Origin of the sequence: Polaromonas sp. (assembly GCF_010365105.1) — a bacterium.
Taxonomy (GTDB): domain Bacteria; phylum Pseudomonadota; class Gammaproteobacteria; order Burkholderiales; family Burkholderiaceae_C; genus Polaromonas.
Genome location: NZ_JAAFGZ010000061.1, coordinates 1 through 9,326 on the forward strand (window position 1 = coordinate 1; position 9,326 = coordinate 9,326).

General features: G+C 67.5%; 6 protein-coding genes and 2 pseudogenes. All 8 read left to right on the forward strand.

The annotated features are described in order from the left end of the window. Nucleotides 1-434: pseudogene (locus GZ092_RS20955) on the forward strand (hypothetical protein); the annotation flags it as partial. 267 nt (nt 435-701) lie between these two features. Beyond that, on the forward strand, nt 702-1,973 hold the full coding sequence (locus GZ092_RS20960; RefSeq protein WP_293639249.1) for a TolC family protein: 1,272 nt from the start codon (nt 702-704) through the stop codon (nt 1,971-1,973). Beyond that, nucleotides 1,957-4,191: an ATP-binding cassette domain-containing protein gene (locus GZ092_RS20965; protein ID WP_293639251.1), complete on the forward strand. Its 2,235-nt coding sequence runs from the start codon at nt 1,957-1,959 to the stop codon at nt 4,189-4,191. The genes GZ092_RS20960 and GZ092_RS20965 overlap by 17 nt, the downstream gene beginning before the upstream one ends. Beyond that, nucleotides 4,188-5,381 (forward strand): HlyD family efflux transporter periplasmic adaptor subunit, encoded by a 1,194-nt coding sequence (locus tag GZ092_RS20970; protein ID WP_293639253.1) that lies wholly within the window; start codon nt 4,188-4,190, stop codon nt 5,379-5,381. The genes GZ092_RS20965 and GZ092_RS20970 overlap by 4 nt, the downstream gene beginning before the upstream one ends. A 368-nt stretch (nt 5,382-5,749) precedes the next feature. Beyond that, the gene (locus GZ092_RS20975; protein WP_293639254.1) at nt 5,750-6,106 is read left to right on the forward strand and encodes a hypothetical protein; all 357 of its coding nucleotides are present in this window, start codon (nt 5,750-5,752) and stop codon (nt 6,104-6,106) included. 8 nt (nt 6,107-6,114) lie between these two features. After that, nucleotides 6,115-7,641, forward strand: coding sequence for a CsgG/HfaB family protein (locus GZ092_RS20980; protein ID WP_293639255.1), 1,527 nt, complete (start codon nt 6,115-6,117; stop codon nt 7,639-7,641). 103 nt (nt 7,642-7,744) lie between these two features. Continuing rightward, nucleotides 7,745-8,782 carry a hypothetical protein gene (locus GZ092_RS20985; RefSeq protein WP_293639256.1) on the forward strand — a complete coding sequence of 346 codons (1,038 nt, stop codon included), beginning with the start codon at nt 7,745-7,747 and terminating at the stop codon, nt 8,780-8,782. Between the two features lie 136 nt (nt 8,783-8,918). Next, a pseudogene (locus tag GZ092_RS20990) lies at nt 8,919-9,326 on the forward strand (hypothetical protein); the annotation flags it as partial.

A 9,326-nucleotide genomic window follows, 5' to 3' on the forward strand; every position in this document is an offset into this window, starting at 1 on the left:
TGCCGGCGGCAGCGCTGGGCACCACCGGCAAGCTGATGGCGGCACTGCCCGCGGCGCCTGCGCCGCCCTCTCGGCAAGCATCGTCTGCGCTGGGGATCGACCAGGTCAGGAGCTTGCCGGCCAGCGCCTCCATTGGCCTGCCAGCCCAGCCGCCAGCCGCTGCCAGCCAGCTCCAGACGCCTGCACAGCCCGCCAGCAAATCACCAGCCCGCCAATCCCTGCAGTCCGCCCGGGTGCAACCGGGCACGGCGCCTAAGCCCGCCAAGCCGCTGCCCACCTCGGCCAACTGCGACGCGGCCAGCAGCGGCGCCGAATGCATGCGGCCCGGCCCGGCCGCCGCCGACTGGCGCAAGGACCTGGGGGTGGAGGTTGATGCCGTCACCGGCGCCATTCTGATTCCAGGCGTCACGCTCAATCCGCCGCCTCGGCCTTGAGGGGCTAAACAGGGCGCTAGCCCAGGCTGCATCTGCGCCAGCCGCTATTTTTATGGCAACAAAACCTCCGACAAAGCGCAATGCTGCGCAGAATATTCCGTGCGCCAAAGATATCCATCCGTCGTCCAAAGCTTTGCGCCAAACAAGGTGCGAAGCTCAAGGGCTTTATGACTGAGTGTCCGATTTGAAAACAATTCAACGATTGGCCGGCACACGGGCAAGGGGCAGGCGACAAAGGGGTCGAGTCCTGGCGACAGTGGGGTGCCCATGCAGGTGAATCTGGATGCAGCCCAGCGCGGCTTGATCGCCTCTGGCCTGGGCCTGTTGATGTGGGCGACCGCCGCAAATGCAGAAATGCTGCGCCTGAGCGAAGCCCTGCGCCTGGCCGTCACCCAGCACCCCTCGGTGACCCTGCGCCAGCGCCAGCGCGACGCAGCCGCCGAGGCGCTGGACGGCGCCCGCTGGGGGCGCTTTCCGGCCCTGAGCGGGCAGACCGGCAAGGACGCCTACGGCAAGGACTATGTGACGGTGCGTATCGAGCAGCCGCTGTGGACCGGCGGCCGGATCACGGCTGAAATCGCCGGCGCCGATGCCGCGCTGCGTGGCGCCCTGGCCGGGGTGGCCGAGTCGCAGCAGGACATCATGCTGCGGGCAGCCGGCGCCTATGCCGAACTGGGCCGCTTCGAAGCCGGCCAGCAGGCCGCGCGCGCCAACGTGACGGAGCACGAACGGCTGCACCGCATGATCCTGAACCGGATCGAAAACCAGATCACCTCAAGCAGCGACGGCCTGCTGGCCAGCGCACGCCTGTCCCAGGCGCGTGCCGAACTCAGCCAGCTGCAGGCCCAGGGCGCCCGCGCCCGGGCCAGGCTGGGCGAAATCATCGGCCAGCCGGTCGGCGACATCGAACCGCAGCCTGCCCGCCAGCCCCGCCCGGCGTCGCTGGCAGAGGCCAGCCGTGCCGCCGTGGCCTTTTCGCCCGTGCTGCGCCGCCTGTCAGCACAGGAAGACAGCGCTGAAGCCGGCATCCGCATCAAGCGCGGGCAGGCACTGCCAACGGTCAAGCTGCGCCACGACCAGACCCGGGGCGGCTACCAGCAGGGCAACCAGACCTATCTGATGCTGGAATACCAGAGCGGCGCCGGACTGGCCAGCCTGGCGGCCATCCGGGAAGCCGAATCCCGGCGCCTGGCGCTGGAGGCCGAGCGCGCGTCTGCGCTGCGCGACGTGACCGACGAGGTCAGCGCCAGCTGGTCCGAACTGCAGGCCTTCGAGGCACAAGCCCTGGACCTGCGCGCACAGGTCGCGGCGACGGCGCAGGTGTTTGACTCCTTCACGCGCCAGTACGCCGTGGGGCGCAAGAACTGGATTGAGGTGCTGAACGCCCAGCGCGAACTGACCCAGGCCCGCCAGGCACTGGCTGACGCCGAATGGAGCGGCTGGCGCACCGCGCTCAAGCTGCAGCTGGCCACCGGCCAGCTAAGTGCAGACACATTGCCTGCAACCCCCTGGACTGATGCAAATGACCCAACACCTTGACGGCCAGGCGCAGGCCGACAGCGCCGAAGCGCCCGGCGCAACCCTGTCGCGGGCGCTGTCACGCCTGGCCGCGTTGCAGGGGCAGGCCGTACCCTCGCACCGCTTCGCAGCGGCGGCGTCGCCCGCGCCCGATGCGCAGCCCTTGTCGGCGCTTTCACTGGCCAGCCGCGCGGGCGCGCTGTGGATGGCCTGTTTCCCGGCCGGCGGGGTCCGGGAGTTTGCCTGGCCGCCGGCACCCGGCGACACGCCGGCCCTCTGGATAGGACCGGCCGACCCGCACGGCGGGCAGCACACCCTGCATGTCGTGCAAGGCGCCCTGTCCGGCGGCGTGATGTGCTGCATCGGCTTGCAGGGCGAAGCCCTTGAAATACCAGACGCCGAGGCCCGCCAGGGCAGGCTGCTGGCCCTGCAGGCCGACCTGCAGGCCGTGAACCAGCGCACGGCCGGTACCGGGGACGGCAGGCCGCGCTCGGCCGGCGACTGGTTTCGCCACGCCATCGCCAGGCGGCGCATGCTGTTCATCGACGGGGCCGTGGCCACGCTCACCATCAATGCCGTCGCGCTGGCCTCGTCGTTTTACTCGATGCAGGTGTACGACCGGGTGGTGCCCACCATGGGCTATGCCACGCTGTGGGTCATGACGCTGGGCGTGCTGCTGGCCATCGGGCTAGAGCTGGGCATGCGGCACCTGCGCGCCAGGCTGATCGAGCGTGCCTGCAAGGCCATCGACGAGGAACTCTCGACGGTCTTTTTCTCCCATGCACTGGCCATCCGCATGGACCAGCGGCCGCACACCGTGGGCACCTTCGCCGCGCAGATCCGGCAGTTCGAACTGGTGCGAAACTTCCTTACCGCCTCCACCATGTTCGTGCTGGCCGATGCGCCGTTCGCCCTGGCCTTCATCGCCGTGATGGCGCTGATCGCCGGGCCGGTGGCGCTGGTGCCGCTGGCCATGGTGCCGCTGTCGATACTGGCCGGCCTGATGTTCATCAAGCCGCTGGCGCGCCGGGCCAAGGCCCACATGGCCGAATCCAACCAGAAGAACGGCCTGCTGGTCGAGGCGATCGACGGCATCGAGTCGGTCAAGGCCGCCTCTGGCGAGTGGCGGATGCTGGCGCGCTGGCAGGCGTTGACGCAGGTGCTGGCCGACGATGAAACGGCCATCAAGGACCTTTCCAGCCTGGCGACCAACCTGACGCAGACGCTGCAGCAGCTCGGCTATGTCGGCCTGGTGGCGGCCGGTGTGTATGCGATTGGCGCCGGCACGCTGACCGTCGGGGGCTTGATTGCCTGCACCCTCATCAGCGGCCGTGCCCTCGGCCCGCTGGCGCAGATTCCTAGCCTGGTGGTCCAGTGGCAGCACGCACGCTACGCCCTGCAAGGGCTGGACCAGATCATGCGGCTGCCGGCCGACAGCGACCCGGCAGAGCGCCGCATCGTGCCCGACCACTGCCAGGGCCACCTGCGGCTGCAGGCCGTGCGCCATGCCTGGAGCCCGGACACGCCGGCCCTGCACGTGGGCAGCCTGGTGGTCAGGCCGGGTGAGCGAGTGGCCGTCCTGGGCGCCATCGGCTCGGGCAAGAGCACGCTGCTCAAGCTGATGTCCGGCCTGTACCGGCCGGCCGAAGGCCGCGCATTTCTCGACGACGTGGACATGTCCAGCCTGGCGCCGGGGTTTGTGCGCGAGCACATCGGCTACCTGCCGCAGGATGTGCGCCTGTTCCAGGGCACGCTGCGCGACAACCTGACCCTGGGCCTGCCCGCGCCCACCGACGGGCAAATCCTGGCCGCCGCCCGCCTCACCGGCCTGGACCGCGTCATTGCCGCCCACCCGCGCGGCCTGGGGCTGCCGATCAGCGAAGGCGGGCGCGGCCTGTCGGGCGGCCAGCGCCAGCTTGCCGGCCTGACCCGGCTGGTGCTGGCGCGGCCGCGCATCATGCTGCTGGACGAACCGACCGCCGCCATGGACCCGCAGCTCGAAGAGTTCATTGCCGAAGGCCTGTTTGGCCGCTGCCCGCCCGACGCCACCCTGGTGGTGGTGACGCACAAGCCGGCGCTGCTGCGCCACTTCAGCCGCATCGTCGTCATTGACCAGGGCCGGGTGGTGGCAGACGGGCCACGCGACGAAGTGCTGCGCCGCCTGCGCCAGCTCGCGCCACCCCCGCCCCCGCCGGCCGCCATGGCAGCAGTGCATTCCACCGAGGTCATCCATTCATGAGCAACGCGCAGCATCCAGCCCCTTTCGCGCCCACCCGGGGCGCGCCGGGCGTGTCGAACCGCCTGCGGCTGGGCATCTGGGGCGGCGCATTGGCGCTGGCCCTGTTCACCCTGTGGGCGTCATTTGCCGAGGTCGACCAGCTGACGCGCGGCCAGGGCCAGATCATTGCCAGCTCGCGCACGCAGGTCATCCAGTCGCTGGACGGCGGCGTGCTCGACGCGCTGCTGGTGCGCGAAGGCGACGAGGTGCAGCGCGGCCAGGTCCTGGCCCGGCTGGAGCGCACCAAGACCGAAACCTCGTTTCGCGAAACGCAGGCCCGCCTGGGCGCCCTGAGCGGGACCGCCTCGCGGCTGCAGGCCGAAGTTTTCGGCACGCCGTTGCGCTTTGGCCCTGAAACCGGCGACTACCCGGAATTCCGGGCCAACCAGACCGCGCTGCTGCGCAAGCGCAGCGAGGCCGTCGAGCAGGAAATCGCCGCGCTCAGGCGCATGCACGCCATTGCCCGGCGCGAACTCGACATGACCGAACCCTTGCTGCAAAGCGGCGACGTCAGCATGACCGACGTGCTGAGGCTGCAGCGCCAGGTGGCCGAACTCGAAGGCCAGATGACCAACCGGCGCAACAAATACCTGCAGGACAGCCAGGCCGAACTGACCAAGACGGAGGAAGACCTGGCCGGCGTGCGCCAGACCCTGCTGCAGCGGCGCGACCAGCTGGCCAACACCGACCTGACCGCGCCGCTGCGCGGCAAGGTCAAGAACGTGCGCGTCACCACCCGGGGCGGCGTGCTGCGCCCCGGCGACGAACTGATGCAGATCGTTCCGCTGGACGACGCCCTGCTGGTCGAGGCCCGGGTCAAGCCGGCCGATGTCGCCTTTTTGCGCCCGGGGCAGGAAGTCAACGTGAAGATCGACGCCTACGACTACACCGTCTACGGCAGCCTGAAGGGCCGGCTCACCTTCATCAGCGCCGACACCATGAGCGAAGACACGCGCCAGGGCGAGCCGGCCTACTACCGCATCCAGGTGCAGACCGAATCCCCGCGCTTCAACCGCCGCCCGCAGGAAAGCCTGCAACTGCAGCCCGGCATGACGGCGACCGTAGAGGTCAGGAACGGCAGCAGCACCGTGCTGAAGTACCTGCTCAAGCCGCTGGTCAAGACGCTGGACCAGTCACTGGGCGAGCGCTAGGGCGCATCCGTCAAGTTAACGCCTGTGCGCCTTCGCGGGAATGACGGGTGTCTTTCCTGTCCGGGTGAATCTGCGCCAGGGCCTTGTCGTCCTGCACCGCAAACACCGGCAAGGCGCCAGCGCCGCCTGTGTCATGCCCGGCTCGACCCGGGGACCCTGCCGGCCGCAGGGCCATGACTTGAAAACCCCGTGCTCGCGCCGCCGGCGCCGCTGCCGCCAGACCCTGGCCAACAGGCGCCTGGACAAAGAAAAAAATCCGTCAGGCAAAGCTTTGGCGCCGTCCGTCAAAAGTCGCGGCCAGCCAAGCCCCTAGGATCAGAAAAATCCAATACGTGGATGATTTTATAAGTTTCACGACAAGGCGCATCTTGAAAAAAGTCTTCTGTCTCTTCCTGCTGGCAGTACTGCACTGGAACACCGCGTGGGCGGACTCCAGCGGCTCGGACTGGAGCACGTCCTACGGCTTTGCCGGTGCAGCAAAGCACCAGACCAACATGACGCAGGCCGACCTGATTGCCAAGCGCGAGTCCGGCTACTACGACGGGCTGGGCAAGACGAATGTGAACAACATCAACAGCAACACCATCGGCACCATGACCACGATGAACACGACCATCAGCGGCAACAGCAACAACGTGGCGGCCGATTCACTCTCAAGCGGCAGCATGGACGCATCGATCCAGCTGCAAACGCTGATTTCCTCGACGCAGAACAAGACCTACTGAGCCACCCCATGCAGCGACGGCTCACCCGGCAAGCAGCGCAGTTCCTGTGCATGGCGTCGCTGTGCCTGGTGAGTGCCTGCTCGGTGACCCGGGTAGGCATTGCGGTGCCGGCCAGCGTCAACGAGCCGCTGCTCAAGGGGCCTGCTGTGGTCGATGTGATCACGCCCTTCGACCGCGCGCTGGCCTGCCTGGACGGCCGCATCAACCGCGAGGCGCTGCGCTTTTCGGTCGGCTCGGTGGTCGACGCCACCGGCAAGGAACAGGTCACCGACGGCGGCTCGGGCAAGTTCGTGACCCAGGGCGCGGGCGACATCGTGCAGTCGGCGCTGTTTTTGGCCGGCGCCGCGGTGGTCAACCGGCGCGACCCGCGCATCATCGACAACGAAGTGAAGTGGGGCCTGCTGGACATCAAGCAGCAGGCGGTCAGCACCTTTTTTGTGACCGGCAGCATCAACAGCCTGGACTTTTTGCCCGGCAGCGGCTTTGACCTGCAAATTGCCGGCATCGGGCCGCGCTTGCGGCAAAACCGCATCCTGGTGGGCCTGGACCTGTCGCTGACCGAAACCCGCACCGGCCGCATTGTGGCCAACGTACCGCTGCAAAAGCAGGTGCTCTCCACCGAAGACGGCTTTGGCATGGGCCGCTTTTTCGGCAACACGCTGATCAGCATGGACGTGGGCGGCAAGGAGCGCGAGGCGCTCAACCTGGTGCTGCGCCAGATGCTCAACCTGGCCACCTTCGAGCTGCTGACCCAGGTCATGCCGCCCGAAAAATACGCCGACTGCATGCAGCTGATCGAGGTGGTGGACGGCGTGACCGAAAACTCCCGCAGCAGCCGCACCCTGAAGCAGTACCTGAACGCGCAAGCCAAGGCCGCCGAGCTGGCCACCAAAAACCAGGTCATGGCCGCCGCCAAGAAACCCACCGTGCTCGAAGCCGCCAGCGCCACCCCGCCCGCCCGTGCGCCGGTCCAGCCCGGGCCCGCCCTGCCGGCGGCTGCAGCCCAGTCGGCCGACGCGCAGGCTTCGGCGGCGCAAACCCCTTACTTTCCGGCCGAACAGGCGCAGCCCAGCAACGCCGCCCTGCAGGCGCTGAACCTGTCGCCCGGCGTTCGCGCGCCCAAGGGGGCACCGCCCGGCAACAGCAGCTACAACGGCGCCGGTGGTGGCGGCGAACGCCAGGCCGCTGCCGCTCTGGTGGCCAGCGCACCTGCAGGGGTGCCCGCATGCAAATTCCCCCCGGGCGACTTTGCCCAGGTCACCCCGCTGCGCGCCACCGAGGCGGGCAACAGCCTGCGCCTGCGCAGCCGCAGCGCCCAGACGGTCTGCCTGGCCGACAGCGCCGGCCGCTTCACGCCGCGCCCGCTGGCCGCCGGCGTCGAGCAGAAGTTTGAAGGCCTGGCGCCGTGGCGCTTGCAGGCCGAGCGCATGCATGAGCTGGACATCGTCTTCCAGGGCCTGCCGCTGCGCAAGCCCGGCTATGTGAAAGACCGCCTGGAACTGCTGGAGCGCACCGTGACTGCGCCTGCCGGCTGAAACCGGCGCCATACCCCAATTTGTCAAGAAATAAAGACCTGCCGTCTTTCAACCCCTCTAACGCACAGGGCAGGCTGTGCGCTAAACCGAAAGAGAAATTATCATGATGATGAAAAAACTGGCGATTGCTTCCGCCATCGCGCTGATGGGCATGGGTTCTGTGTACGCTCAAAGTACACCTGCTGAAACTGTTGCTCCAGCCAGCAACGCAGTCGACCTTGCCACCGTTGGTCAGGCAGAGTCCTCGACAGGGCTGATGACCACTTTGTCAAATTCCGTGGGCAGCCTGTTCAATGCCAGCAACACCACTTCCCGCTTAACGGGCACTCCTGCCGTCTATGTGACGACAGCCGACCCCTACTACACCGCTATGAGCGCAGCCGATAAGTTAGCTCAGTCCAAGGTTGTATTGATCAACGGAGACTATGTGCCGTATGACGTTGATCTGCATGCTGGCCGCACGCAATACATCCTCAAGACGCCAGCATCAGCAGGGTTTGGATCTATCGTAGAAACCATCGGCAAAGCCGTTGACATCACCGCCCTGGGTGGCGCCGTCAACCTGGCTTCCATCAACGGTGGCATCAACATCACGGGCGTGAATGTGACGCTCACGGGCATCGCCAACACGGTCGGCGCCGCAGCCGCGACCGGACTTTCCACCACCGTGATCGGTGCCATGAACAGTTCCACGCTGGAAATCGCAAAGATGACCCAGACCCTGTCTGACAAGACAGCCTCCACGCTGAACATCGCAGGCCTGGCCAACCAGGGTCCTGGACCCACCATCACCTCGCAGGATTTTGGTCCAGGCCAGCTCAGCTTGGCAACCAAGGGTAACGCTATCCTGGCATCAGCTGCGGGTAGTGCCCAGTTCGACATGACCGGCCTGACCAGCAGCACCGACACCCTGTCGTCCAGCCTGACCGACAAGCTGCAAAGCATGAACGTGTTCAACATGGCCGTGAACATGGCACCGCTGGTGGCCAGCGTGAACATCGCCGCAACCATGAACAAGGATGCCTGGTTCCTGAACCCAGACAATGGCTCCGTGAAGCTGGCCGGCCTGACGGCAGCCACCACCGCCATCGGCGCCATGAACTCCAGCATCACCAAACTGGGCACCGCCCTGACCAAGTGATGACTGTCAGCCGGCGCCGCCTGCCCGGGGCAGCGGGTTCCGGCCAGGACAGAAAAGGCCTGCGGGTCTTTTCTGTCCTTTTTGTTTGAACACCTGACAGCGTCACACCTGTCTCCCTATTTCCCGAGTACCCGCCATGAGCCAGCCCGCCCCCAAGCCGATCGCCGCGACGTCCCGCATGCCCTTGAACGACGCCAAAACCCTGGCCCCTGCCGCCGGCCGCAGCGCCGCCTTGGCGGGCAAGCTGCGCAGGCCCGAGACCGATGGCACGGCAGAACCCCAGGCGGGCCAGAACCAAGAGCCCGTGCTGCTGGCGCAAGCCCAAATCACCCCAGACACCCCGCTGTCCGCTGCGGCCCCCGTGGCGGCAGCCGACACCTGCCCGATCAGCGAGCCCGGCGTGACCGACGTCTGCGGCGCTGCCGGTGCTGCCGATGCGCACCCGGCCGCCGGCGGCGCCATGTGGCTGGCCGGCCTGCTGCCGCTGCTGGCACTGGGCGCTGGTGGTGGCGGTAGCGGCGGCGGCGGTGCCGCACCAGGCCCC

Coding starts and splice junctions, on each gene's coding strand:
- GZ092_RS20965 (WP_293639251.1), top strand. CDS start 1,957: ATGACCCAACACCTTGACGGCCAGGCGCAGGCCGACAGCGCCGAAGCG.
- GZ092_RS20970 (WP_293639253.1), top strand. CDS start 4,188: ATGAGCAACGCGCAGCATCCAGCCCCTTTCGCGCCCACCCGGGGCGCG.
- GZ092_RS20980 (WP_293639255.1), top strand. CDS start 6,115: ATGCAGCGACGGCTCACCCGGCAAGCAGCGCAGTTCCTGTGCATGGCG.
- GZ092_RS20985 (WP_293639256.1), top strand. CDS start 7,745: ATGATGATGAAAAAACTGGCGATTGCTTCCGCCATCGCGCTGATGGGC.
- GZ092_RS20960 (WP_293639249.1), top strand. CDS start 702: ATGCAGGTGAATCTGGATGCAGCCCAGCGCGGCTTGATCGCCTCTGGC.